This window comes from Thermovenabulum sp. (assembly GCF_049701175.1).
Classification (GTDB): Bacteria; Bacillota; Thermosediminibacteria; order Thermosediminibacterales; family Thermosediminibacteraceae; genus Thermovenabulum.
Genome location: NZ_JBNATW010000012.1, coordinates 33,367 through 59,408, shown reverse-complemented (window position 1 = coordinate 59,408; position 26,042 = coordinate 33,367). Strand labels below are relative to the sequence as shown.

The 26,042-nt window shown below is 34.2% G+C and carries 26 protein-coding genes; 25 read left to right on the top strand and 1 reads right to left on the bottom strand.

Annotation, left to right across the window (positions count from 1 at the left end; all coding sequences use genetic code 11):
* Positions 1-122 precede the first annotated feature (122 nt).
* The gene (locus tag ACPLVF_RS05905; RefSeq protein ID WP_424906904.1) at positions 123-1,484 is read right to left on the bottom strand and encodes an IS6 family transposase; all 1,362 of its coding nucleotides are present in this window, start codon (positions 1,482-1,484) and stop codon (positions 123-125) included.
* 188 nt (positions 1,485-1,672) lie between these two features.
* Here ACPLVF_RS05905 and spoVE point away from each other — a divergent pair, with 188 nt between their 5' ends.
* From spoVE to der, 25 genes are all read left to right on the top strand, one after another.
* Positions 1,673-2,770, top strand: a complete 1,098-nt coding sequence (gene spoVE, locus ACPLVF_RS05900; RefSeq protein WP_424906903.1) for a stage V sporulation protein E — start codon at positions 1,673-1,675, stop codon at positions 2,768-2,770.
* Between the two features lie 5 nt (positions 2,771-2,775).
* Positions 2,776-3,888 (top strand): undecaprenyldiphospho-muramoylpentapeptide beta-N-acetylglucosaminyltransferase, encoded by a 1,113-nt coding sequence (gene murG, locus ACPLVF_RS05895; protein ID WP_424906902.1) that lies wholly within the window; start codon positions 2,776-2,778, stop codon positions 3,886-3,888.
* A gap of 166 nt (positions 3,889-4,054) precedes the next feature.
* Positions 4,055-5,440, top strand: coding sequence for a UDP-N-acetylmuramate--L-alanine ligase (murC, locus tag ACPLVF_RS05890; protein WP_424906901.1), 1,386 nt, complete (start codon positions 4,055-4,057; stop codon positions 5,438-5,440).
* Positions 5,441-5,475: 35 nt separating this feature from the next.
* A complete protein-coding gene (murA, locus tag ACPLVF_RS05885; RefSeq protein ID WP_424906900.1) occupies positions 5,476-6,738 on the top strand; it encodes a UDP-N-acetylglucosamine 1-carboxyvinyltransferase in 1,263 nt (420 codons plus the stop codon).
* Between the two features lie 44 nt (positions 6,739-6,782).
* Complete coding sequence (locus ACPLVF_RS05880; RefSeq protein ID WP_424906899.1) at positions 6,783-7,544, top strand: cell division protein FtsQ/DivIB; 762 nt, start codon at positions 6,783-6,785, stop codon at positions 7,542-7,544.
* 33 nt (positions 7,545-7,577) lie between these two features.
* On the top strand, positions 7,578-8,306 hold the full coding sequence (locus ACPLVF_RS05875) for a DUF881 domain-containing protein (protein ID WP_424906898.1): 729 nt from the start codon (positions 7,578-7,580) through the stop codon (positions 8,304-8,306).
* A 3-nt stretch (positions 8,307-8,309) separates the two neighbouring features.
* Positions 8,310-8,657 carry a small basic family protein gene (locus ACPLVF_RS05870; RefSeq protein WP_424906897.1) on the top strand — a complete coding sequence of 116 codons (348 nt, stop codon included), beginning with the start codon at positions 8,310-8,312 and terminating at the stop codon, positions 8,655-8,657.
* Positions 8,658-8,733: 76 nt separating this feature from the next.
* A complete protein-coding gene (gene ftsA, locus ACPLVF_RS05865; protein WP_424906896.1) occupies positions 8,734-9,951 on the top strand; it encodes a cell division protein FtsA in 1,218 nt (405 codons plus the stop codon).
* Between the two features lie 20 nt (positions 9,952-9,971).
* Positions 9,972-11,021, top strand: a complete 1,050-nt coding sequence (gene ftsZ, locus ACPLVF_RS05860) for a cell division protein FtsZ (protein ID WP_424906895.1) — start codon at positions 9,972-9,974, stop codon at positions 11,019-11,021.
* A 128-nt stretch (positions 11,022-11,149) separates the two neighbouring features.
* On the top strand, positions 11,150-12,052 hold the full coding sequence (locus ACPLVF_RS05855; protein WP_424906894.1) for a sigma-E processing peptidase SpoIIGA: 903 nt from the start codon (positions 11,150-11,152) through the stop codon (positions 12,050-12,052).
* Positions 12,053-12,145: 93 nt separating this feature from the next.
* Positions 12,146-12,820, top strand: a complete 675-nt coding sequence (gene sigE, locus ACPLVF_RS05850; RefSeq protein ID WP_424906907.1) for an RNA polymerase sporulation sigma factor SigE — start codon at positions 12,146-12,148, stop codon at positions 12,818-12,820.
* Positions 12,821-12,897: 77 nt separating this feature from the next.
* Positions 12,898-13,671, top strand: coding sequence for an RNA polymerase sporulation sigma factor SigG (gene sigG, locus ACPLVF_RS05845; RefSeq protein ID WP_424906893.1), 774 nt, complete (start codon positions 12,898-12,900; stop codon positions 13,669-13,671).
* Between the two features lie 267 nt (positions 13,672-13,938).
* Positions 13,939-14,193 carry a YlmC/YmxH family sporulation protein gene (locus tag ACPLVF_RS05840; protein WP_424906892.1) on the top strand — a complete coding sequence of 85 codons (255 nt, stop codon included), beginning with the start codon at positions 13,939-13,941 and terminating at the stop codon, positions 14,191-14,193.
* A gap of 73 nt (positions 14,194-14,266) precedes the next feature.
* On the top strand, positions 14,267-15,922 hold the full coding sequence (locus ACPLVF_RS05835; protein WP_424906891.1) for a radical SAM protein: 1,656 nt from the start codon (positions 14,267-14,269) through the stop codon (positions 15,920-15,922).
* 21 nt (positions 15,923-15,943) lie between these two features.
* Positions 15,944-16,726, top strand: coding sequence for a peptidoglycan editing factor PgeF (pgeF, locus tag ACPLVF_RS05830; RefSeq protein WP_424906890.1), 783 nt, complete (start codon positions 15,944-15,946; stop codon positions 16,724-16,726).
* 13 nt (positions 16,727-16,739) lie between these two features.
* Positions 16,740-17,435, top strand: coding sequence for a response regulator transcription factor (locus ACPLVF_RS05825; RefSeq protein WP_424906889.1), 696 nt, complete (start codon positions 16,740-16,742; stop codon positions 17,433-17,435).
* Positions 17,436-17,457: 22 nt separating this feature from the next.
* Positions 17,458-18,882: an ATP-binding protein gene (locus tag ACPLVF_RS05820; protein ID WP_424906888.1), complete on the top strand. Its 1,425-nt coding sequence runs from the start codon at positions 17,458-17,460 to the stop codon at positions 18,880-18,882.
* Between the two features lie 62 nt (positions 18,883-18,944).
* Complete coding sequence (pstB, locus tag ACPLVF_RS05815) at positions 18,945-19,700, top strand: phosphate ABC transporter ATP-binding protein PstB (protein ID WP_424906906.1); 756 nt, start codon at positions 18,945-18,947, stop codon at positions 19,698-19,700.
* Between the two features lie 21 nt (positions 19,701-19,721).
* The gene (gene phoU, locus ACPLVF_RS05810; RefSeq protein ID WP_424906887.1) at positions 19,722-20,375 is read left to right on the top strand and encodes a phosphate signaling complex protein PhoU; all 654 of its coding nucleotides are present in this window, start codon (positions 19,722-19,724) and stop codon (positions 20,373-20,375) included.
* Between the two features lie 98 nt (positions 20,376-20,473).
* A complete protein-coding gene (locus ACPLVF_RS05805) occupies positions 20,474-21,169 on the top strand; it encodes a DUF1614 domain-containing protein (protein ID WP_424906886.1) in 696 nt (231 codons plus the stop codon).
* Positions 21,159-22,388 (top strand): stage II sporulation protein P, encoded by a 1,230-nt coding sequence (gene spoIIP, locus ACPLVF_RS05800; protein WP_424906885.1) that lies wholly within the window; start codon positions 21,159-21,161, stop codon positions 22,386-22,388. Before ACPLVF_RS05805 ends, spoIIP begins: the two co-directional genes overlap by 11 nt.
* Positions 22,389-22,393: 5 nt before the next feature.
* A complete protein-coding gene (locus ACPLVF_RS05795; RefSeq protein ID WP_424906884.1) occupies positions 22,394-22,843 on the top strand; it encodes a DUF3189 family protein in 450 nt (149 codons plus the stop codon).
* A 14-nt stretch (positions 22,844-22,857) separates the two neighbouring features.
* The gene (locus ACPLVF_RS05790; protein ID WP_424906883.1) at positions 22,858-23,319 is read left to right on the top strand and encodes a DUF3189 family protein; all 462 of its coding nucleotides are present in this window, start codon (positions 22,858-22,860) and stop codon (positions 23,317-23,319) included.
* 76 nt (positions 23,320-23,395) lie between these two features.
* Positions 23,396-24,724 carry a DUF512 domain-containing protein gene (locus ACPLVF_RS05785; protein WP_424906882.1) on the top strand — a complete coding sequence of 443 codons (1,329 nt, stop codon included), beginning with the start codon at positions 23,396-23,398 and terminating at the stop codon, positions 24,722-24,724.
* Positions 24,709-26,034 carry a ribosome biogenesis GTPase Der gene (gene der / locus ACPLVF_RS05780; protein WP_424906881.1) on the top strand — a complete coding sequence of 442 codons (1,326 nt, stop codon included), beginning with the start codon at positions 24,709-24,711 and terminating at the stop codon, positions 26,032-26,034. Before ACPLVF_RS05785 ends, der begins: the two co-directional genes overlap by 16 nt.
* Positions 26,035-26,042 lie beyond the last annotated feature (8 nt).

The following is a 26,042-nucleotide window of genomic DNA, read 5'->3' as shown; positions in this document are numbered from 1 at the left end:
ACGTAGTTATTGAAAATAATTACTGAGTTTTAATGGGAAAAAAGGCATACTTCACCCTTAAGGTAAAAAGACTGTATTTAAACATCAGTCTAATTTACCGAATAAAACCTGTCAAGATATATTTAAGCTTTATAGGACTCAATAAACCACTGAATCAGTTTTGCCCAATTATCGACCTGTCTACCCTTTTTATCAATAAGGGGAACAGGCACATCACCATTGCAAGCATCATGGGGCTTCAAGTGATTGTAATATAGCTGATACAGCAGTGCGTGAGCCACAGCACCTTCAAAGGAACTAAAGGATTTATGACGCTTGTAATGGGCTTTATATGAACCAAATAAGCGCTCTATACGGTTTTTGTATGGCCTGTAGGTATGTGGATCACCGCCTGGCGGTATAGAAATTCCCAGCACGGGACGATGACGGATACTGGCATTAAAGAAGACCGAAGCAGAATAAACAGCGACCTCATAAATAGGAGCTTTATCGGTAACGAGGATAAATTCACGGTTATTGTAACGTTCAATAACCTCTTTAAGGATAGTTAAAGCAGCCAAAGCATCTCTATGAGGAGAAAGGTGCTGGGATATTATGAAACCTCTCAGGCCATCGAAAGCAGTAAAAAGGTAATGCCATTTACCTTTAACCTTTATGTAAGTTTCATCAATAACGACAATACCTGACAAAGGGAGATGGATAGACCTAACAAAAGGAGCAAGCTTAGAGGCTAAAGAAACCACCCAATTATGGACAGTTTCATAAGAAATCTGAACTTGCCATATATGCTTTACAGCAAAAACAGTCTGACGTAAAGAAAGTCCGAGGCCAACGTAAAAATTGACGCATTGGGCAATTAAGAAAGAGCTGAAGCGACTATTAGCGAGATTAACGGGAGCAGCAGTTGGGGAAGAACATGAGAGTTCCTCAAAATTAACATCAAAAGCCCTGAAGCGGTATCTTTTTCTGTGGTTAAGCCACTTAGGGCAATTATCATTACAGCATTTAAATACGGAGAAATTTTTTCTGGTTTTAACCTTTATGAGAGCATAGCCGCAGAGAGGGCATCGATAAGTAGGATGAGACTTTTTAGGAGCAGGCTTACCGGGAGCCCACTGGTGTTTACACACTTTACACTGAAGCTTTTGAAAGCCTTCAGGGTCTTTACCGAAACTATAAAGGTATTCAGCGGGAGCGCCGCAAACAGGACACTTGTCGATATCGACACTAAGTGGTTTAATACGTCTAACAGGAGAAATAGGCTTACCAGCTGCTTCAGCTTCAGCGAGAATTTCCCTGTAATCTTTTTTCTCTACAATAGGCAAAGGGTCTTTTAAGGGAGACAAGATTTTGTAAGTAGAAGATTTAAGTTCAGCAGGAGGTTCAATATCGACTTTAAAATGTTTAGCAGTAAAGAGGAAGATTTTGAGTAAAAAATTTAATAAAGAAGTTAAGAGGAAAACAGGTAGTGGTTGTCGAAACATAAATTAAGGATTCCCTCCTTCTTTTGGGTTGATGGTATTTGTTTTTGGCAACTACTACCTACGACACCAAGAGGGGGGAATCCTTCTTTTTTCTAAAAAACTTTTAGTTTCAATGTTTTATAGGTTATTGGTATGTAATTTTGATACCTTAATTTGACATAACAGAAAAAATTTAAGGAGGTAAAAAAATGAAATACAAAAGGCCTCCTGATTTTACTGTATTAATTTGCGTTCTCATTCTTCTTTGTTTTGGAATAGTTATGGTATTTAGCTCGAGCAGTGCATGGGCTTATTATGTTTATAAAGATAGCATGTATTTCTTAAAAAAACAGCTTCTTTGGTCTTTGTTTGGAATAATAGCCTTGGTTTACTTTTTGAATTTTGATTATAGAAGAATTAAAAAAATTGCTTTTCCTTTGCTTATAATAAGCTATGTTTTGTTAGTTTTAGTTTTGGTTCCAGGTATCGGAGTAAAAATAAATGATGCAAGAAGGTGGATTGGGGTAGGTTTTTTTTCAGTCCAGCCTTCAGAAGTATCTAAGTTAGCGTTAATTATATATTTTTCATATTTTTTGGAAAAACGGATAGACTCTATTGATAATTTTTTTAAAGGTATTCTGCCGGTTTTATTAATTATGGCTTCTACATGTGCACTGGTTCTTATTGAACCTCATCTTTCTGCAACGGTTGTCATAGCTATTTTAACATTAATGTTACTCTTTGTTGCCGGTATGAGATTTACACACATATTAGTTTTAATAGCAGGCGGTGCTGTATTGGCTGTTAAGTTGGCTTTAGGAAAAGAATATAGGGTAAGGAGGCTGACATCCTTCCTAAACCCGTGGGAAGATATAAGGGGAAAGGGTTATCATATAATACAATCCCTTTTTGCATTAAGTTCGGGAGGACTTTTAGGAGTAGGATTGGGTCATAGCAAGCAAAAATTTTTCTATCTTCCAGAACCGCAAACAGATTTTATTTTTGCTATAATAGGAGAGGAATTAGGTTTTATTGGTGCAGTTTTTGTTATAGTTGTTTTTGCGATTTTAATTTGGAGGGGTTTTAAAATTGCTATAAATTCGCCCGATGCTTTTGGAAAATTTTTAGCTACAGGTATTACCTGTCAGATTGCAATTCAATTTTTGATTCATGTGGCTGTAGTAACGGCATCATTGCCGGTTACTGGTATGCCACTGCCCTTTATAAGCTATGGTGGTTCTTCCCTTGTTATGACCCTTGCTGAGGCAGGAATTCTTTTAAATATCTCGAGGTTTACGGAGGCATAGTTATCATGAGCAAAAAGGTACTGTTTGCAGGAGGCGGAACAGGAGGACATATATATCCTGCTATTGCAATTGCAAAAGGTTTGAAAGAAAAGATGAGAGATGTTGAAATAGTTTTTGTAGGTACCGAAAGAGGAATGGAGATGGACCTTGTACCTAAAGCGGGATTTAGATTAGAAAAAATAAAGGTAAGAGGGTTCAAAAGAAAACTTTCTTTTGATACTTTTTTATCTTTTAAAGAAATGTTTGTTGGAGGTATTGACTCTATTAGAATTTTAAAGAAAGAAAAACCCCAACTGGTGATTGGTACGGGCGGTTATGTTGCTGGTCCCGTTGTTTTTTTTGCAACCCTTATGGGTATACCCACATTAATTCATGAACAAAATGTTAAACCAGGTATTACAAATAGAATTCTCGGAAGGTTTGTGGACAAGATAGCTATAAGTTTTATAGAATCGGTAAAATATTTTCCTTCAAGCAAATGTATTTTAACGGGTAATCCAGTCAGGCCTGAAATAATTTCTGCGGATAAAAAGGTGGCTTTAAAAAATTTAAATTTAAAACACGGCATCCCTGTGGTGCTTTCTTTTGGAGGAAGCCAGGGCGCAAAAAAACTCAATGAAGCGGTAATAGAACTTATAGAATTAATAAAAGACAGAGAAGATTTTCAACTACTTCATATCACTGGTCAGAAAAATTACGAAAGATTTTTAAAGGACATGGAATTAAGAGGAATAAATTGGGAGAGGTTAGGGTACATTAAAATAAAGCCATACCTTTATAACATGCATGATGCATTGGCATGTGCTGATTTGGTTGTATCTCGGGCAGGAGCCATAACAATTTCAGAAATAACTGCATGTGGCAAGCCTGCAATTTTAATTCCTTTGCCTACTGCTGCAGATAACCATCAAGATTTTAACGCAAGATATTTAGAAAAAAATAATGCAGCATTAGTGATAGAAGAAAGGCTTTTAAGCGGTAATATATTGTACGAATATATAATGCAAATTCTTAACGACAAAGAAAAATACAGGATTATGTCAGAGGCCAGCAAAAAATTAGGTAAACCCGATGCCTTAAACAAAATTGTTGATATTGCTGTAGGACTTTTGTCCTAAAAAAAGGTATTTTATTTCCTATACTTAAAAATGCTCTGTTATGGTAGTATAAATTAAAAAAATGTGCATTTTGGCAAGGTTTTTTAATGGTAACAAGAATAAAATTTGAAGCATATTATATTAAATATAAAGTTTATCAACTGAACAGCGGAAGGAGAGAAGGGTTTTGCTCGGCAATTATAAACGTATTCATTTTATAGGAATTGGCGGTTCTGGCATGAGTGCTATAGCAAAAATACTTCTAGAAATGGGGTATGAAGTATCAGGTTCTGACATTAAATATTCTGAAATCTTAAATAAACTTCAGAATCAAGGGGCAAAGGTTTTTATAGGGCATAATTCGGAAAATGTCATTGGCGCAGAATTAGTGGTAGTATCTTCTGCAATTCCTACCAATAATCCTGAATATATTGAAGCTATAAAACAAAATATTCCAATACTTCATAGAGCAGATATATTGAGTATACTTATGAATCATAAGAAAGGTATAGCCATTTCTGGAGCACATGGAAAGACAACTACAACATCAATGATTTCTTTAATGCTTGATAAAAATGGGTATCAACCAACTGTGCTCATCGGCGGTGAATTGAATGACATAGGCGGGAATGCTGTTTTAGGAAGCGGCGAGTATCTTGTCGCTGAAGCTGATGAAAGTGACGGTTCTTTCTTAAAGCTAAATCCTTTTATAGCCGTAGTTACAAATATCGAGAACGACCACTTAGACTATTATAAAAACATGGATAATATGAAAAAGGCTTTTGTAAAATTTATAGAGAATATTAAGGATGATGGTTTCGCTTTTTTGTGCGTCGACAATGAAAATGTAAGGGATATTATACCCAACATAAAAAAGAAAATTTTCACTTACGGAATAAAATACAATGCCGATTATATGCCGAAAGATATTGTACTTAAAGGCATTTCTTCAATATTTGCAGTTTATTATAAAGAAAAGTTTTTAGGAGATATAGAACTAAATGTTCCTGGGATTCATAATGTATATAATGCAACGGCAGCTGTTGGAATTGGCCATCAGCTTGGAATAGATATTAAAGATATTGCATCTGCTTTGAAAAATTTTAGAGGAGCTCAGAGAAGGTTCCAAAATATTGGGGAGGTTAATGGAGTAAAAATTTTTGATGATTATGCCCACCATCCTACAGAGATCAAAGTTGTGTTAAAAACTGCAAGGCTTTTAAACCCTAGAAAGATATATGCAATTTTTCAGCCTCATAGGTATACAAGGACTAAGTTATTAGCAGAAGAATTTGGCACTGCGTTTTTTGATGCTGATGAAGTTATCGTTACAAAACTTTATAGTGCAGGAGAAGAACCGATTCCCAATGTATCTTCCGAGCTGATTGTAAGTGCGTTAAATAAAAATAATGTAAATGTAAAGTATATTGAAAAAAAAGAAGAAGTGGTTGATTATTTGTTATATAAATTAGTTCCTGGCGACTTAGTTATAACGATTGGTGCAGGAGATATTAACAAGGTTTCTCATGAACTTTACAAAGCCATGAAAATGACCATACGGGATGTAAGTTAATTTTGGTTTCCGCTTATATGCGGAGGTGAAAATAAATGGGGGCCTTTTTGATAAACGGGGGCAACAGATTGGAAGGAAAACTAAAAGTTCAGGGTTCAAAAAATGCAAGTCTTCCTATTTTAGCTGCAACAATATTGAATTCTAATAAGAATGTTATAAAAAACGTACCTGATATAATAGATATTTCGGTAATGATGAGTATTTTGAGGATACTCGGTGCAAAGGTTTTAAGAATAAACGAAGGAGTGTTTGTAGATACATCGGGTGTAAACAACTGGGAAGTTCCGGAAGTCCTAATGAGGAAAATGCGTTCTTCTATTGTATTGATGGGTCCTCTTCTTGCAAAATTTGGCAAAGTAAAAGTATCCTATCCGGGAGGATGCGAAATAGGGCCAAGGCCTATAGATCTTCACTTAAAGGGTCTTGCTGCCCTGGGTGTTGAAATTCAAGAAGGTTATGGTTTTATTACCGCTGAAGCTAAAAAACTTAAGGGAAGCGATATTCATCTTGATTTTCCAAGTGTAGGAGCTACAGAAAATTTAATGATAGCAGCTGCTCTTGCTGAGGGTAGAACAGTTATTAGAAATGCAGCAAAAGAACCGGAAATTGTCGAATTACAGAATTTTCTAAATAGAATGGGTTGCCAGATAAGAGGGGCTGGAACAGATACGATAAAGATAGAAGGTTGTAAAATAGAAGATTTGAAACCTGTTGATGACTACACAGTCATACCTGATAGGATTGCTGCTGGGACATATCTTATAGCCTGCGCAGCTACAAAGGGGCATATACTATTAGAAAACGTTATTGTTGAACACATCGAACCCCTTTTGGCAAAAATGAAGGAGATGGGATGCAATATTAATGCTTATGAAGATAAGGTTGAAATTTTTATCGAAGGACCTCTTAAAGCTTTGGAAAATCTGCGGACCCTTCCTTATCCCGGATTTCCTACTGACTTGCAAGCTCCTATGATGGCTCTTTTGTCAATAGCTGAAGGCACTTCAGTAATTATTGAAACTATTTTTGAGAACAGGTTTAAGCATGCAGAGGAGTTAAGGAGAATGGGCGCTAATATAAAAATAAATGGAAATACAGCGATAATTACGGGGGTAAAAAAACTAACGGGGGCAGTGGTGGAAGCAAAAGATTTAAGGGCTGGAGCTGCTTTAGTAATCGCAGGCCTTTGTGCTGAGGGGAATACAATTGTGGAAGGCGTGAGCCATATTGAGAGGGGTTATGAAGCTTTTGACAGAAATTTGCAAAACTTAGGCGCAAAAATTACACGGATTGATTAAAATTTCACCCCTTTTTTGTAAAAGGAGGAAGGACAAGCCTTTTTATGGAAAGGATAGTTTACAATCTCAAAGGCAAAAAAAAGAAGAATAACCTTAAAAATCTATTGAGACTGATGGCCTTTTTTTGTATAATTACATTAATTTACTGGGTCTCTAATCTGTATTTGAAGGTAGAACAAATAGAAATTACAGGAAATCATAATATAAAAACCGAATTCATTGAAGAAAAGTTATCTTATCTCAAAGACAAAAATATTTTAACCATCAGGCCTAAATTAATTGAAAAATCGTTAATAAATTCCCTGCCTTTTAAAGAGGTAAAGGTTTCATTAAAACTTCCAAATACGGTTATTGTAAAAGTTACTGAAAGGGATGTAAAAGCAGCAATACCCTTTAACACTGATTTTTTGCTTTTGGATGCTTATGGCAATGTAATAAAAATAGACTCTGATATCAAAAACTATTCAGTACCCATCATAACAGGTATTGCAATAAAGCAAGCAGAAATTGGGAAGATGCCCATAATTCAAGATGAACAAACTGTGTATACTAATACCCTTTATGTATTAAACGAAATTTTACCTATATTGAATCAGATTGCCGAAATTCATGTTGAAAAAGGTAATGATGGCACTGATTTTTATATTTATACAATAGATGGTATAAAAATTTGTTTTAATCAAAATAGGTTAAAGCCCGAAAATTTAACAATGATTGCAAATATATTAGAAGACATTAGAAAAAACAATAGGGGGAAGGGAGAAATCGATTTAAACCAGGATATACCTGTTTTTAGACCCTATTAATTTCTTTTTTTTAAATCTTAAGGAGGAAGTAAAATGAGAGAAAAGTTAAAGGCAAATATTATGATTGCAATTATTTGTTTTATATTGGGTTTTATGCTGGTAACTCAGTTTAGAAGTACAGAAAAAAGCGGGAGTGCTATTACATCTCTTCAAAGAGTTCAGGAATTAACTGCCCAGCTGAAAACTTTAATGGACGAGAAAGAAAAATTACAAGGGGAAGTTCAAGAGTTAAGGAATCGTCTTGCAGAATATGAAAATTCTGCATCAAAAATTAGTGGTGTTACTGAAGCAATGAAAAAAGAACTTTTGAGAGCAAGAATGGTGGCAGGTCTTGTTGGAGGGTATGGACCGGGTATTAGTATAATTTTAGATGATAGCAATGTACCAAGACAGCCTGGAGAAGATCCAAATTTGTTTCTAATTCACGATGAGGATATTTTAAAGGTTGTAAATGAATTATTTGCAGCAGGGGCAGAAGCAGTATCAGTGAACGGACAGAGGATAATTGCTACAACTGAAATAAGATGTGTAGGGCCGACAATTATAATAAATTCAATAAGAATGGCACCTCCTTTTACAATAAATGCAATTGGCGATCCTGAATATCTCGAAAGTTCAATGAAAATGAGGGGAGGAATAATTGAATCCCTCCAAGTTTTTGGAATTCAGGTTACAATAAAAAAGCAGGAAAAGATCTATATGCCTGCTTATACCGGTCCTATTCAATTCAAGTATTTTGTACCTGAGAAAGCGGGTGAGTAAAAAATGTTATTGCCTCTAATTGGATTGATATTAGGAATTATAATAGGCCTTATATATCCCATTTATATCCCTGTGTATTATGCACCTTATGTTTCAATTGCGGTCCTTGCAGCGTTGGATTCGGTGTTTGGTGGCATAAAAGCTGTAGGGGAAAATAATTTTGATATTTATATTTTTATAACTGGATTTTTTACAAATGCTTTACTTGCCGGTTTTTTAGCTTATTTGGGAGATAGATTAGGTATTCCGATATATTTAGCTGCTATTTTTGTTTTTGGTGTTAGGATATTTCAAAATTTGGCAATTATTCGCAGGGAATTTTTAGATAAATTTTTTAAAAATCAAAAATAATTATTTTAAAAAAAGGAAAATACGTTTAAATGTGGAATTAATTTAATATGCCTACCCAAGAAGGGGAGGTGAAGGTTTGGCAAGAAATGAGATAATAACTGGGATTGATTTAGGAAGCTCAAAGGTTTGCTGTTTGGTTACAGAAATTACGGAGTCCGGTAATATAGATATTTTAGGTTATGGAATATCTCCATCTTCATACTTAAAAAAAGGCAATGTAATCAATATTGAAGGCTTAACCAGGTCAATTTCCGATGCGGTAAATCAAGCTGAAGTCATGTCGAATGTTAAAATAGAGGAAGTAATAGTAGGACTTTCCTTGATAAATGTGGATATTTTAAGAAATAAAGGTGTAGTTGCGATACCCAAAAGCACGAGAGAAATTACCGGGCAGGATGTGGATAGGGTTATACAAGCAGCTAAAATTCTTGCAATTTCCCCTGATAGAGATGTTGTTCAAGTGATTCCTCGTGAATTTATTGTCGATGGCTGTGAAGGTATAAATGATCCAATAGGAATGATTGGGACAAGACTTGAAGTGGATTCGTATATAGTAACTGCCCCTATAACTGTGCTGCAAAATATTCAAAGGTGTTTTCAAAGAGCAGACCTATCTATTCAAAGCATAATATTAAAACCTTTTGCACTTAAGAAAATTCTTTTATCACGGGATGAAATTGAAATGGGTGTTGCTTTGATAGATGTTGGTGCAACAATTACAGAAGTCACTGTTTTTAAGGGGAATGATATTTTAAAATACGCAACTATACCTATAGGAGGAGACTATATTACAAATGATATTGCTGTAGGTTTAAGGCTTCCCTTTAATTTAGCGGAGATGATAAAACGAAGGTATGCTTGCTCTCAGGAGAACTTAGCTTCTGAAAAACAAGATATAGAAATACAAAGTATCGGAGAAAGCACAACAAAAAAGATTAATCAGAAGGAGTTAGCCTCAATAGTAGAACCAAGGGTACATGAAATAATTAGCTTAATAAAAAAGGAATTGGATTTTGAAGATCAGAAAATAAAATTGGCTGCAGGCGGAGTAATATCAGGAAGTGGCTTGCTGCATATTAAAGGAGCAATCGACCTTGCCCAAAAGATTTTAGGAATACCGCTGAGAGGTGGTAAAACTGAAATGTACGGTTATGACCAAACCTTTAATGTTTGTCTCGGTTTAGTCAATAGTGTAGCTTCACAGAGACATTATGAAGGTAGAAATATAGAAAAAGCTAAGACAGGTATTTCTCTAATTGAAAGAGCAAAGAGGTTTTTAAGAGAATATTTTTAGCAACACAAGGGGGTAATAAAGTGCTAGAGTTTGATGTTCCTTTACACCAATTTGCAAATATTAAGGTTATCGGGATAGGTGGTGGAGGGAATAATGCGGTAAATAGAATGATTGATGCGGGCCTTAAGGGTGTAGAATTTATTGCAATTAATACGGACGCTCAAGCTCTTTATTTGTCTAAGGCTGATAAAAAAATACAAATAGGCGAAAAATTGACCAAAGGACTTGGTGCTGGTGCAAATCCCGATATTGGTAGAAAAGCGGCAGAAGAAAGTAAAGCCGAGATTGAAGAAGCAATTAAAGGAGCGGACATGATATTTATTACTGCAGGAATGGGTGGAGGTACCGGTACCGGAGCTGCACCTGTTGTTGCAGAAATTTCAAAAAACTTAGGAATATTGACAGTAGGTGTTGTGACAAAACCTTTTACTTTTGAAGGTAGACGTCGTATGGCCCATGCCGAGATGGGGATAAATAACTTAAAAGCGTGTGTAGATACACTCATCACAATACCGAACGATAGGCTTTTGTCCATTGCGGAGAAAAAGACATCTATATTAGAAGCCTTTCGAATTGCAGATGATGTTTTAAGACAAGGTGTACAGGGCATATCCGATCTTATTGCAGTTCCCGGCTTAATTAATCTGGATTTTGCTGATGTTAGAACTATAATGATGGATACGGGTCTTGCTCATATGGGAATAGGTAGAGGAACGGGAGAAAATAGGGCGATAGAAGCTGCAAAACAGGCTGTATCGAGCCCCTTACTTGAAACGTCAATTGAAGGAGCGAAGGGAGTATTATTAAATATTACAGGCAGTAGCAACTTGGGTATTTTAGAAGTAAATGAGGCAGCAGAATTTATATCGGCAGCTGCTGACCCTGATGCAAATATAATTTTCGGTGCAGTAATCGACGAAAAATTACAGGATGAGATAAGAATAACGGTTATTGCAACGGGTTTTGAACAAAAAGAAAAATTACAAAAATCAGAGGAAGTAGAAAATATTACTTTTGATGAGGGTGATCTTGAGATACCCGCTTTTTTGAGGCGGGGGAGAAAAAGATAAAAAAAGAGCGCTTTATGCGCTCTTTTTTGTTTTGGACAAAATTAAAACCGACAATTTTTTTTAAAGAATGTTGATAGAATTTATCATAAATTAAACCCACAGTGAATATAAATTTTTTATAGCCGGGTATGGTGAAAAAAATGATTGTTTACTTAGATATCATTTTTTTAATAAATTTATTTATGAATTTTATAATTTTATGGTCAACAGCAGTTCTTGTTCAAAAAAAAGTTGTTTTTTGGAAACTATTTTTTGGAGCTTTACTGGGAAACTTAGCTTTGATTGATATTTTTTTATCTACTAAATTCAAGTTTTTAAGTTTGATATTAAAAGTAATTTTACCTGTGGTTTTAATAATTGTTTGTTTTAATCCCGCAAGTTTTTCAGAGTATTTAAAATTTGTTTCAATTTTCCTTTTTATGTCCTTTTTAGCAGGAGCCATAACCTTAGCTTTTTACTATTTAATTAATGTCAAATTTTTATTAGATTACTCTCTAATAAATAATATTTCAATAAAATGGTGGTTATTACTGCTATCTTCGATTTTTCTCATCTTTTTTTTAAAAGAAGTTTGGCCAAAGTTTTTAAGAAAAGTAAACAGGGAAGAAATAATTGTAGATATAGAGTTTTGGGTGGACCAAAAAAGTATGAGGACAAAAGCTTTAATTGATACAGGCCATGAATTAACGGACCCTATTAATGGGTTTCCGGTAGTTATAGTTGAACTGCTGGTATTGAGAGAATTATTGGCTTATCAAGACTATATGTTGATAAAAAAAATTTATGACGATCGTGATAATAATAGTTTAATAAGCAAGTTAAGTGAAGATATTAAAAAAAGGATAAGAATAATCCCTTATAAAACCATAGGGAATTTAAATGGCATTATGTTAGGTATTAGAATAGATTTTTTAAAAGTTTATAAAGACGAAAAAACATCAATGTTAGATAATGCCATACTCGGTTTATTTGAAGGACGCCTTTCATCGGATGGGAGTTACCGGGCTTTAATAAATAGTGAATTTATATAAATAAAAAATAAAAGCTATGGGGGGTAGTTTATGTTTAAATACATAATAGATTTTTACAAAGGATTAGTGTATAGAATTAAAAAATTTATTAAAATGAAATTTAATAAATTTTATAAAAAACCGGTTTATTATATTACTGGTGCTGAAACTTTGCCTCCGCCTTTAACAGTAGAGGAGGAAGCTCAACTTTTAAAAAAATTAGAAGATGGCGACAATTCAGTAAGGAATGTGCTTATTGAAAGGAATTTAAGATTGGTGGTATATATTGCCAGAAAGTTTGAAAATACCTATTGTCCAATAGAAGATCTCATTTCCATAGGTACCATAGGGCTTATAAAAGCTATAAATACCTATGATCCTAAAAAAAGGATAAAACTTGCAACTTATGCTTCAAAATGCATAGAAAATGAAATATTAATGTATTTGAGGAGAAATAATAAAAATACGATTGAAGTTTCTATTGATGAACCGCTAAATACGGACTGGGATGGCAATGAGCTATTGTTATCAGACATTCTTGGCACTGATGGAGAACTAATATATAAAAGTATAGAAGAAGGTGTGGAAAGGGAATTGTTATGTATAGCTTTAAATAAACTTCCTAAAAGAGAGCGTTCGATTATGGAACTTCGCTATGGGCTAAACGGGGGTAAAGAAAAAACACAAAAGGAAGTGGCAGAGATCCTTGGAATTTCTCAATCTTACATTTCCAGGTTGGAAAAAAGGATTATAAAAAGGTTAAAAAGAGAGATTGTCAGGATGATGTAAATTTTTAAAATGTGCATAAAAACTTCCCCCTCTGGCAAGAATTAAAATAAGAGAGTAGAAAGATAGGGGGAAGTTTTATGAGTTTAAATAAAGTGGAAATATGCGGGGTGAATACTTCCAAACTGCCTGTTCTTTCAAACAGTAAGATGAAAGAACTTTTTATAAAGGCCAAGAATGGAGACAAGGAAGCACGCGAAAAATTAATATATGGCAATTTAAGATTGGTTTTAAGCGTTATACAGCGCTTTACCAATAGAGGAGAATATGTGGATGATTTATTCCAAGTTGGATGTATTGGCCTCATGAAGGCTATTGATAATTTTGACCTAAATCAAAATGTAAAATTTTCAACTTATGCTGTGCCTATGATTATCGGAGAAATTAGGAGGTACCTGAGGGACAATAATCCCATTAGAGTAAGCCGTTCATTAAGAGACGTAGCTTATAAAGCTTTACAGATAAGGGATAACCTTGTAAACAAAAATTCAAGGGAACCTTCAATTAATGAAATAGCAGAAGAAATGGAAATACCAAGGGAAGAAATAGTTTTGGCTTTGGATGCAATACAGGAGCCCGTTTCGTTATTTGAACCAATATATCATGATGGTGGAGATCCCATCTTTGTTATGGACCAAATAAGTGATGATAAGAATACGGATGAAAACTGGTTAAAAAGTATAGCCATTAGAGAAGCAATGCAAAAGTTAAATGAGAGGGAAAAGATGATTTTGATGATGCGCTTTTTTGAAGGCAAAACTCAAATGGAAGTTGCTCACGAAATAGGTATTTCTCAGGCACAGGTTTCAAGGCTTGAAAAATCTGCGCTTAAGCATATGAAAAAATATATTTAATCGGGAGTGATCAGAAATGGTAAAAAAATTAATAGCATTGTGCTTGATAATATTTATAATGGCAATATATTTTCTAACACCAAAAACTATGGTTGCGTATAATACTAAGAATTTAACGATTGATAACAATAGAACGAATACAAAAGTCGTAATGCAAACAAATTCAGAATAATAAGCCCTGAAATTAGGGGCTTTTTATTTTTTGCTCATTTTATGATGATAAGTTTAATAAATTATATATAGAATATTCAAGTGGGGTGAAATTATATGTTAAAAGCAACCGATTTAAGGCAAAAGGAAGTTATTAATGTTTGTGATGGTAAAAAAATGGGCTTTATAGTCGATATTGATATTGATACCGATGTAGGAAAAATCAAATCCTTGATTTTACCTGCAATTTCTAAAGGGTTTAATATTTTTCTGAGGAGTGATGACATTGAAATTCCTTGGGAAAAAGTAAAAAAAATAGGGCAGGATGTAATACTTGTGGAATATCAGGAAACATTAAAAAAAGGATATTAAAAGGCTCTAAAAGCCTTTTTATTTTTTTTGCTAAGGTTTATAATTTAAATGGAAACTAAAAGGGGGAATAATTTTGCGCTGGGAATTTAAAAAAAAGCTGCAGCAATTAAAAGATGAAGAAATACCTTTGATTCCAGTTAAGGAATTCGGGTCGACTGTAGTTAATGTAGCTTTGGTTTTTCCAAATAATTATAGTGTCGGGATGACAAATTTGGGTTTTCATTCTATTTACCGCGAAATAAATAAAAGAAGGGATTCTTTATGCCATAGAGCTTTTTATTACGGTAAAGGTATTGAGCCATTTACAATCGAAGCGCAAAAAGAGCTTTCTTCTTATGATTTAATAGGATTTTCGATTTCTTATGAGTTGGATTATTTAAATATTCTTGAGGTATTAAGTGCTGCTAAAATACCCCTTTTGGCAGAAAATAGAGATTTTCCTTTGATAATGGCAGGTGGGCCTGCTGTAACATTTAATCCCGAACCCCTATCTTTGTTTTTTGATTTTTTTGTGATAGGGGAAGGGGAGGAAGTTATTCATGAAATAATGGAAGTAATGGAACAGAATGTAGGAAAAAATAAGCAGGAAATATTAAAATTATTATCAGAGATAGAAGGGGTTTATGTTCCTTTACTTTACAAAAAGGAACAAGGCAAAATAAAGAAGCGCTATATTAAAAACCTGAATGATTTTTTAACCGAAACAGCGGTATTTACAAAAAATAACGAATTTAAAGACATGTTTTTGATAGAAATTTCCCGCGGATGCGGGAGAAATTGCAGATTCTGCATGGCGGGTTACTGCTATAGGGTCCCACGTGTTAGAAGTTTGGAAGTGGTTTTAGAAAGGGCAGAATTTGCAAAGAAAATTACGAACAAGATAGGCCTTGTAGGTGCTGCGGTGTCGGATTACCCCGATATTGAAAGGCTGTCAACGGAGTTAATAAGAAGAAATATAAAATTTTCGGTTTCTTCTTTGAGGGCAGATTCCTTGGTTTATCCTCTTCTCGAAGGGCTTTACTTCAGCAACCACAAAACCCTTACCATTGCCCCAGAAGCTGGTTCGGAAAGGCTTAGGAAAATTATCAATAAAGGAATCAGCGAAGAACATGTTTACAAAGCAGCGGAGGATGCCTTTAAATTCGGTATTCAAAACTTGAAACTCTATTATATGCTGGGTATGCCTACTGAAGAGGATTCCGATATAGATGAAATGATTAATTTTTTAATTAACCTAAAATCATTTATGGTGAAAATAGGCAATAAAATGGGAGACCTCACCATAAGTTTAAGTCCTTTTATACCAAAACCCTTTACACCCTTCCAATGGTTCGGCATGGAAAAGGAAGATATTGTAGGGGGAAGAATAAAAAAACTGAAAAGCGCTTTGAAACAATGGGGTATAAATGTATTGAATGAAAGCCCTCGATTATCAATATTGCAAGCAGCTCTTGCAAGAGGCGATAGAGAAAGTGCATTTTTAATATTAAAAGCTTATGAAAAAGGAGGAAAAACTTCGGATTTTAAAAACATCAGCATTAACGGGAAGGACATATATTGCTACGCATACAAAGTTTTCGATTTGGACGAAGAACTTCCATGGGATTTTATTAATATGGGTTTTGAAAAGGATTTGCTCAAAAGAGAATATAAAAAAGCATCGAAAATGGAAAGTACATTACCCTGTACCCCTAATAAATGTGCTGTATGTAAAATATGTGAAAAATAAATTCAACCGGGTGATGCAAAAATGCCTTTTGAATTAAAAGAAAAAAAGGGAATAAATTACTTTATTATACCTTCTTTTGAAGAAACAGGAATTGTAAGACACGGTTTTTCAACAAAGCCGTTAAACTTTGCTGTTAAAAAACTGGAGAAAAGAAATGAAGCTGTTTTAAGTTTTAAAATCTTTTGCGAAATTTTAGGAATAGATCCCGAAAACCTTGTGCTTTCTGACCAGATACATGGCGATGAAGTATATTTTGCAACTGAAGAAGACAGAGGCAAAGGAATTTTTAAAGAGTCGGATATTAAAGGGAAAGATGCCCTTATTACTGACAGAAAAAATGTTGCTCTTGTTACTTTTTATGCCGACTGTGTTCCTTTGTTTTTTCTTGACAAAGAAAGACCTGCTATAGGCCTTGCCCATTCGGGTTGGCGTGGAACAGTTAAGAGAATTGGGAAGAAAACGGTTCTAAAAATGATGGAGCATTTTAGAACAAAACCTCAAAACCTTCTTGTGGGAATAGGCCCCTGTATTGGGAAATGCTGTTTTGAAGTGGATGAGCCCGTTATAAAAGCTTTTGAAAGGGAAAGTTTCAACTGGGGTGATTTTTCTTATTATAAAGGCAAAGACAGGTGGATGATGGATCTTGTTTTAGCTAACAAAATCATCCTCTTTGAAGCAGGTGTAAAAGAAGAAAACATTGTGGGAAGCGGTTACTGTACTTATTGTGAAGAAAATCTTTTATTTTCTTATAGAAGGGAAAAAGAAAAGGCTGGGAGCCTCGTAGCTGTGCTTGAATTGCGATGATAGGGGGATTAATATGGCTAATGAAAAGATTTTAGTTGTCGATGATGAGCCTAATATATTGGAACTTATAAAATTTAATTTAGAAAATAACGGATTTAAAGTAATCACAGCTTGCAATGGGGAAAGAGTCCTTGAAATGATAAAAGCGGAAAATCTGGATCTAATTCTTTTGGATGTTATGCTGCCGGGAGTTGATGGATTTGAATTGTGTAAAATTATTAGGAGAAAAAACGAAACTTCTGATATACCAATAATTTTAATCACTGCAAAAAGCGAAGAGATAGATAAAATTCTTGGCTTAGAAATAGGTGCCGATGATTATATAACAAAGCCTTTTAGTGTTAGAGAATTGATTGCAAGGGTAAAAGCTGTGCTTCGTAGGGCTGACAAAAAGGATAAAAACGAAAAAATAATCAAAATCTCAGACATTATTATAGATGTGGATAAACATGAGGTAACCGTAAAAGGGAAGAAGATAGAACTTACACCAAAGGAATTTGAACTTTTAAAACTTTTTGCGTTAAATCCCGGCAGGGTTTTTTCGCGGGATTATCTCTTAGAAAAAATTTGGGGATATGATTACCTCGGAGATACGCGAACGGTAGATGTTCACATCAGGCATTTAAGGCAGAAAATTGAAGAAAATTCGGATGAGACAAATTATATTGAAACGGTTAGGGGGGTAGGATATAAATTTAAAGAAGAATAATATTTTAAGGAAGGGGCATTAAATGCTTTTAAAGGGGTCAAAATTGTTTTTTATAATAGAAGGTATAATTACGGTTGTCTTATTCTTAGGATTTATTTTCTTTGAATACCCTTTAATCAGAAATTTTTTAAAAAGTTACTATATCAGTAATAATAGATTATTTTTGCTCATTATTTTGCATTTTAGCTTGGTAATAATAAATATTTATTATTTAATTCGGATGTATTCTCAGTTTAAAGAAAAAGTTATATTTCCCATCAACAAGATTACAAATATTTTGCAAAAGTTTTCTTTGGGAAATTTTGAAAGGACTGTGCATTACCCATGGTCAAACGAGGTGGGAGATTTAAGTAATGCTGTCAATTTAATAGGAAAGAGATTTCGAGAACTTTTTGAAGAGCATTCTTTTCTCAAAGAAAATTTTTATGAGGTTATAAATTCCATTGATGAAGGGATTTTACTGCTATATAACGGTACAAAGATTTTTTATGTTAATAAAAAGGCATCAGAATTTTTAAGTGTTTCACAAGAAAATATTAAAGGGAAAAACCTTTTAAGTATCTTAAGAAATTATGAGCTTATAAAAGAAGTAGAATGCGCACTAAATTCGGGAGAAATAAAAGAGGTAAATTTAAATTTTATTCGAAAAGAAGGGTCATATAAGGTAATTATTATTCCGGTTAAAGAAAACCAAAGGGTTTTAAGCTGCATATTGTTGATTAAAGATTTGACTTTTATAAAGGGTTTGGAAAAAATAAAAACTGATTTAATCGCAAATATTTCCCATGAGCTAAAAACACCCATTACTTCTATTAAGGGTTTTACGGAGACTTTGCTAGAAGGCGCTTATAAAAATGAAGAACTTGCATTAAAGTTTTTAAATATCATAGATTTTGAAGTAGGGAGGCTTTACAGGCTAATCATTGACTTATTAAATCTTGCAGAAATAGAAGCAGGTAAATTGAAAATAAAAAAAGAAAAAGTAAGTTTAAAAGATGTTTTTGAAGAATTAGGTTTTCTCTTTAAAAAGCGCTTTGAAGAAAAAAAGCTAAAATTTTATTATAAAAGCTCTGTAGAAGAAATTTTTACTGATAAGGATAAATTTATGCAGATTCTCTTAAATCTAATAGATAACGCTGTTAAATACACTCCCGAAGGGGGAAGTGTCTGGATAGAAGCTGAAAATAAAGAAGGAGAAGTGTTAATAAAAGTCTGCGATACAGGGATAGGAATACCTGAGGAGGATATACCGAGGATTTTTGAAAGGTTTTACAGAGTAGATAAAGCCCGAACAAGAGAAAGCGGCGGGACGGGAATAGGCCTTGCCATTGTAAAGCACCTTTTGGAAGCTCTTGGCGCTGAAATAAAGGTCGAAAGCGAATTAAACAGGGGCAGCAAATTTATAATTTCATTTAAAAACTCATCACAAATAATTAACAATCAGTAAAATCTCAATTAACATACTTCAATTAAAATGTAATATATACTATTTAAAGGGAGGAGATTAAAATAGAAGACAAAATCAAGGTAGAAAATCTAAATTTTTATTATGGGAAGTTTCACGCCTTAAGAAATATCAATTTAACTATTAAACATAAAAAAGTAACTGCTTTTATAGGGCCGTCAGGATGCGGGAAATCAACTTTTTTGAGGACTTTAAATAGAATGAATGATTTAATAGAGGGGGCCAAGGTAGAGGGCAAGGTCTTACTGGATGATACAGATATTTATAATCCTAATGTGGATGTGATGGAGTTGAGAAAAAAGGTGGGCATGGTATTTCAAAAGCCCAATCCCTTTCCAATGTCTATATACGATAATGTAGCCTATGGACCTCGAGTTCACGGTATACGAGATAAAGCAAGACTTGATGAGATAGTAGAAAAAAGCCTGAAAGCAGCTGCTCTCTGGGATGAGGTGAAAGATAGACTTAAAATTTCAGCTTTAGGCCTTTCGGGCGGCCAGCAGCAGAGGCTTTGTATTGCTCGGGTTTTGGCCGTTGAACCTGAGGTACTTTTAATGGATGAACCCTGTTCGGCACTTGACCCTATTTCTACAATGAAAATTGAAGAATTGATAGAGGAATTAAAAGAAAATTATACTATTGTTATTGTAACCCATAATATGCAGCAAGCAGGAAGAGTTTCCGATTATACAGCTTTCTTTTTAAGTGGCGAACTTGTTGAATTCGGGCGAACAGAAGAGATTTTTTATAATCCAAAAAATAAAAAGACTGAGGACTACATTACGGGTCGTTTCGGATAAATACGATGGGAGGGAAATTATATGACGAATTTGAGGTCGGGATTTGATAAGGAATTGGAAGCCCTGCAACAGGATATTTTGAAAATGGGTAGCATGGTGGAGCAGCAAATTTATAATGCAGTAGAATCATTGGTTAGAAAGGACGAAAAATTGGCAAGAAAAGTAATTGAGGATGACGATATTGTTGATAACATGCAGCATTCAATAGAGGACAAATGTATCAAGTTAATTGCAAGGCAGCATCCGCTGGCAAAGGATTTGAGGGTTATTTTCACAGGGGTAAAAATAGTGACGGATTTAGAAAGAATGTCGGACAATGCTGTAGATATTGCAAGAACCACTATCAGATTATTAGCTGAAGAATATATAAAACCTTTAATAGATATTCCGCGTATGGCTCAACTTGCTAAGGATATGGTAAAAGATGCTTTAGATGCATATGTAAATGAAGATGTTGAGGCTGCAAAGAAGGTATGCGAAGCGGATGATGTAATTGATCATTTATATTCCCAAATATTCAGAGAATTATTATTAATAATGATGCAGGATCCAAAGACGATTTCCCAAGCTACATCCCTGCTTTTTGTAGGGAGATATTTAGAAAGAATTGCGGATCATGCGACTAATCTTGGAGAGTGGATAATTTTTATGGTTACAGGGGAAAAAAAGAGTTAAATAATTGATGCGCCGAAAAGGCGCTTTTTTTATTTGTATAAATTATTTTCCCTGTGGAAAGCTAAAAAAGAAAAATTTTTGTATATAGAGGTGATAAAATGCCTTTTGGAATTATTTTACTTGTTGCAATTGGGGTGCTAATTTACTTTGGAGTGCTTCACAGGGTCCTTGACAGAATGAAGTTGAACGACAAAACTGCATTACTGTTTTTAGCAATGATGGTTGTTGGTTTTTTCCTTCCAGCAATTCCTTTAAGCAGAAGTTTATCAATTAATATCGGCGGAGGAATAGTACCTATCGTATTAGCAGTGTATTTAATAGTAACTGCGGATGAAGCTGCGGAAAAAATAAGGTCGATTATTGCATCTATTATAAGCGGGATTGCGGTGTTCTTCACAGGTAGATTATTACCTGCAGAACCAGAAGTTATGATAATCGATCCCCTTTTTGCTTTTGCAATTATAGCTGGGGTAGTTGCCTATATTTTTGGCAGATCAAGGCGTGGAGCTTTTATTGCAGGTATTTTGGGAATATTAATAGGAGACCTTTTATATGCTTTTGGTGTTGCTGGTAGGCCTATTGGGACGGTAATAGGAGGAGCTGGTGTGTTTGATGCCACAGTAATTTCCGGTGTAATTGCGGTTTTGCTGTGTGAAATAGTTGGTGAAACCAGGGAAAGACTGCAAGGGGGAACGGCCAAAGCTGATTTAAGTGCCCGGAAGGAAAATAAAGTTTCCAATATAGAGGTAAAAGAAAATAATTCGTTAAGAGGGGATGAAAAGGATGAAACGTAAAATTACGAAGATATTTTTGATAAACTTTTTGATAATTTTTTTGGTTTTTTCATTTTTTTCAACAGTTTATGCTGAAGAAGAAAAAAAGGACGGATATTTTACGGTTTATGAGGAGGGTACCAACCATATAATTTTCAGAACAAGCATGTTTGTTTCAGTAGGAGATCAGTATTTGGATGAAGAAAACAGATTATATGAGGTTTCTGAAGTAAAAGGAGATATGGCTTATGCAAAATTTAAAGAAAAAGTAGATATTGAAAAGGCTTTGCAAGCAAATGAGAATGACAATATCCAAGAAGCATTCAAAGAAGCAGGACAGAGGGTTATAGCTATATACCACACCCATAGTGATGAATCTTACGTTCCAACAGATGGTAAACCCAGCATACCCTATAGAGGTGGAATATTTAAAGTGGGTGAAGCTTTAAAAAGGGCTTTAGAGCAAAAAGGGGTAAAAGTTATACAGTCAGAAAAGCCTCATGATCCCCATGATGCAGGTGCTTATCATCGATCAAGACGAACAGCAATGGAGCTTTTGAAACAGAGGCCAGATGTGCTTTTAGATATTCATAGGGATGCTGTACCTGCTGAAGAATATACTAGCAGTGTAAACGGAAGACCTATAGCTCAGGTTAGGCTTGTTGTAGGAAGGCAAAACCCACAAATCAAAATGATAAATAATTTTGCATGGCAGATAAAGGCAATGGCTGATAAAAAGTATCCCGGCCTTTTAAAAGGGATTTTTTACGGGAAGGGAAGTTATAATCAGGATTTGTATCCAAGAACTATATTAATCGAAGCAGGTACTTATACTAATCACAGAGAAAAAGCTGAAGAAGGAATTCAACATTTGGCAGATGTCATAATGGCTACTGTCTATGGAGCTGATTATCAAAAAGAACCTACGCCTATGGGCAGGGTAACACAAATACCTGGAGAAAAAAGGAGTTCAGGAGGAACTATATTTTGGATAATATTTATTGCCGTGTTAGGGATAATAGGGTATATGATAATAAGCACAGGAGGGTGGAATGAGTTTAAAAGTAAAATTAAAAAATTTGGAAGCTCCGAGTTTTCCAATTTCCTGGGAAATATTTCGATTTCAAAAAACAAGAAATCTACTTTCGAAGAGAAATCAGAAGATGGTAACGATGAAAATTTCGATGAAGGGTCAGGATGTACAGGGGAATCAGAAGAAAATAAAAAAGAGATTAGGTGAGATATATGAAAGTAATATATGCTGATTACTGGGGCAGCTACATTTCGGTAGTAGCTGCTTCCATTCATTTAGGGATTTTAGAGGAATATGATGAGGAGAAAATAAGGAGTATAAAAGGATTTGGAGAAAATAACTTTTCAAAATTAGGAGAGCTCATCTTTTTTGCGGAAGATCAAAAAAGGAGAAGAATATATATTTTAGGAGTCAAAAAATCAGGAAGAATAGCTGAAAGGGCATTAAATGGAATTTCTAAAATCTTTGGGCTTGGGAAAAATGATGTAGACTTTGTTGATTTATATATTTATGAAAACGTCTTTACAAAAATGGGAGGCTTTCTTTCGCAAAAATTATGTTTTAAAAGTGCAGGAGAAAAATTAGTTCTCATAGGTATTAAAAAGAATTTTAATAAATTAAAAAATCTTGTTCATAAAATGAAAGAGAAGCCTTTAAGATAAATTGGGGGATTAATATGAAAATTTTTTATTATTGTTATGGCAGTGCACATTCTTCTGTAATTGCTGCTGCTATTCATGTAGGGTATTTGCCGAAGGATAGAATTCCTAAGGATGAAGAGTTTTTAAAAATCCCATATTTCGACAAAACTGATAATTATGAAATAGGCACTCCTTTTTTAATGGGTAAGGATGAATACGGTAATGAGGTTTATATAATAGGCATGACTAATGAAAGGGAAATGATAAAAAAGACGATTATTTCTTTTTTAAAGGAGAGCGGAATAGATTTAAACCAGATACACATGGTAGATACTTTACATCTTGTGAACCTCAAAACAAAAATAGGGGGGTTACTTTCGAGAAGGTTTAAGCTGGTTAATGTAGGGAGGCCCCTTACAATAAGAGGTATTCAAGAAAAATATTTTGATTTTGTAAATCTTGTTATGAAAGTTAAAAGAAGAATGAGTGAAAATTAATTTTCTTGACTTGTTTTATATTTTGTTTAATAATAAAGTTTGTAAAGTTTTAAGATGGTATAAAGGAGTAAATAAATTGGGGAAGGCAAAGGTAATTTTCGTAAAGGAAAATAGTTTAGCTCAAAAGGCAGGTATAAAAAAAGGTGATGAAATTATTTCGATAAACGGGAAACCCATAGAAGATATTTTAGATTATAAATTTTATACTACTGATGAAAAATTAGAAATATTAATAAAAACAAAAGAAGGAGAAAAAAAAGTATACATTGAAAAGGATTTCGATGAGGATTTAGGATTGGAATTTAAAAGTCCTATTATCGATAGCATAAAGGTTTGCAAAAATAAATGTGTCTTTTGTTTTGTAGATCAAATGCCGAGGGGATTGCGCCCTTCATTATACGTCAAAGATGATGATTATCGTTTATCCTTCCTTAAAGGCACCTATATTACTCTCACAAACCTTACCGTAGAGGATAAGAAAAAAATATTTGAAATGCACTTAAGCCCTCTTTACATTTCAGTTCATGCTACTGATTTAAACATTAGAAATTTCATGTTAGGTGTTAACAATAGCCAAAATGTGCTTGATTGTTTAAAAGAATTTAAAGAAAAAGGTATTTCCTTTCACACCCAAATCGTACTTTGCCCTGGGATAAATGATGGTGAAGTGCTTAAAAAAACTATTTTAGATTTATTAGAGCTTTTTCCCTCTGTGCTATCTATAGCGGTCGTCCCTGTGGGACTTACCCGCTTCAGGGAAAATTTATTCCCACTAAGGGATTTTACAAAGGAAGAAGCCGTAAGTGTAATTGAATTAATTAAGTATTTCCAAGAAAACAATTTAAAGAAATTTGGTAAAAGGCTTGTTTTTGCAGCCGATGAGTTTTACGAAAAGGCGGGGATGAATTTTCCTTCTTATAAAACCTATGAAGATTTTGCCCAATGGGAAAATGGAGTGGGAATGGCTGCGCTTTTGAGCCATGAGATTCGTTTATATAAAAATAAGATACCTAAAAAATTGGATAAAAAAAGGCATATTGCTATTATAACGGGTTTATCTGCATTTAGATTGCTAAAAAAAGAACTTAATTTCTTAAAGGACGTAGAAAATTTAAAATTAGAAATTAAAGCAATAAAAAATGAATTTTTTGGTGAATCGGTTACGGTTGCAGGGCTCATAGTTGGTAGGGATATTATTTCTCAATTAAAAGGAAAGGTATTAGGGGATGTAGCACTAATTCCTTCTGTAATGGTAAATGAAGGAAAGCTTCTTGATGATATTACAGTTAAACAGCTTTCTGAAGAATTAAATACAGAGGTAAAGGTTGTCCCTGTAAACGGGAAAGCCCTCCTTCAAAGCATATTAAATATAAAATTGGGGGGAAGAAGATGGGATTTACAGTAGCGATAATTGGCAGACCAAATGTAGGAAAATCTACCCTTTTTAACAGAATAATTGGGAAACGAGTTTCAATTGTAGATGATAAGCCGGGGGTTACGAGGGATAGAATTTATGCTCAGGTTGAATGGAGAAACAAAAAATTCACTTTAGTAGATACAGGTGGAATTGAACCCGAAAGCGAGGATATTATTTTTTCGAAAGTTTTACGACAGGTAGAGGTAGCTATAGAAAATTCTGATGTCATTATATTCCTTTTAGATGCTAAAGAGGGTTTAACTCCTACTGATGAAGATGTTGCTCAAATTTTAAGGAAGAGCAAAAAACCTGTAATATTGGCAGTAAATAAAGTTGACAATTTTGAAGCTCAGTCGGAAGCGGCTTTTGAGTTTTTTAAATTGGGTTTCGGGGAGCCTGTATTGATATCAGCGGCTCACGGAATAAACATAGGTGACTTGCTTGACAGAATAGTTGATTTTATCCCCGAAGAAACAGAGCCTGAATACGACGAGGATGTAATCAAAGTAGCAGTTGTAGGTAGGCCTAATGTAGGAAAATCTTCCCTTGTAAATGCTATTTTAGGAGAGGAGAGAGTAATTGTCAGCGATATTCCTGGTACCACAAGGGATGCAATAGATACTTTATTTGAGTATCAGGGGAAAAAAATGGTGCTAATAGATACAGCCGGTTTAAGAAGAAAAAGCAGGGTAAAAGAGGATATAGAATTTTACAGCAATTTAAGGGCAATTGGCGCTATCGAAAGGTCAGATGTGGTATTAATGGTTATAGATGCCACTTCAAAAATAGCGGAACAGGATAAAAAAATTGCCGGACTTGCCCACGAAGAAGGCAAAGCAATGATTATAGTAGTTAACAAATGGGATGCGATAGAAAAGGATGATAAAACTATATATAAATTTACCGAAGAAATAAAAGAAGAGTTTAAATTTGCAGAGTATGCTCCTGTAGTTTTTGTCTCAGCGCTGACAAAAAAGAGAGTACCTAAAATTTTGGAACTTATAGAATTTGTTATGAATTATTACACCTTCAGGGTAGAAAAAAAGATGTTAAGGGACCTTTTGGAAGAAGCGACAACAATTGTACCGCCACCGGTTATTAAGGGAAAAAGGTTAAAAATATACGAAGCCGAGCAGGTTGCAGTAAAACCGCCAACTTTTAGTTTTGTTGTTAACGAACCGGAACTTTTACATTTTTCTTATCAAAGGTATTTAGAAAATAAGTTAAGGGAAAAGTTTGGTTTTGAAGGTACGCCTATATTTTTCAAAATAAAAAAGAAGGAAAAGAAGAAAGATTAGTGAAGGAG